Genomic DNA, 790 nt, shown 5'->3' on the forward strand with positions numbered 1-790 from the left:
CATGACTGGGGTGAAGTCGTAACAAGGTAGCCCTAGGGGAACCTGGGGCTGGATCACCTCCTTAAACGATAGCGGATTCTTAGCAAGCGTTCACACGAATTATCTGATCACTGATAGAGAGAGCACATTGGTTCTGACCGATTGAAGGCTTGTAGCTTAGGTGGTTTGAGCGAACCCCCGCTTTTAAAGAGAGTGGGTGAGGTCAGGCCGGCAAGAGACAGGTTATGAAATAGGCTTGTAGCTCAGCTGGTTAGAGCGCACCCCTGATAAGGGTGAGGTCGGTGGTTCAAGTCCACTCAGGCCTACCACTTTCCCTGGCAATAGCTTGAGTAGGTGGTTAGTTAGAACTGAAGAAAGTAGCTCAGCTGGTTAGAGCGCACCCCACTCTTGGTTTAAAAGAAGGGGGTGAGGTCGGTGGTTCAAGTCCACTCAGAACTTGCCCGGTCTTGTAAGAAATAGTCTTATCCGGGGCTATACTCAGCTACTGAATTATCTGGTTGCTCGTCTGAAAGTCTTAAAACATACACATCGGTCTGATGTTTATCTTTTAAAGCTTTTAGCTTTATCCGCTCTTTAACAATTGAATCCTGTAACAAAACGAGAAATATGTACAAGCGCTAATCCGGCGTAAATGTATCGTTACTTCAGCGTCATCTTAGATGACAATGAAGTTTTATCAGTGACTTTGACAGACCCTTTTGGGTTATATGGTCAAGTGACTAAGCGTGCACGGTGGATGCCTTGGCAGTCAGAGGCGATGAAGGACGTGGTAACCTGCGATAAGGTTCGG

General features: G+C 47.0%; 2 tRNA genes and 2 rRNA genes. All 4 read left to right on the forward strand.

Annotated features, from left to right (window positions below):
- A 16S ribosomal RNA gene (locus JW499_RS21510) occupies positions 1-64 on the forward strand; the annotation flags it as partial.
- Between the two features lie 167 nt (positions 65-231).
- Positions 232-308: transfer RNA gene (locus tag JW499_RS21515), tRNA-Ile, on the forward strand.
- Positions 309-356: 48 nt separating this feature from the next.
- Positions 357-435: transfer RNA gene (locus tag JW499_RS21520), tRNA-OTHER, on the forward strand.
- Positions 436-709: 274 nt separating this feature from the next.
- Positions 710-790: ribosomal RNA gene (locus JW499_RS21525) — 23S ribosomal RNA — on the forward strand; the annotation flags it as partial.

Origin of the sequence: Amphritea pacifica, from assembly GCF_016924145.1 — a bacterium.
Classification (GTDB): domain Bacteria; phylum Pseudomonadota; class Gammaproteobacteria; order Pseudomonadales; family Balneatricaceae; genus Amphritea; species Amphritea pacifica.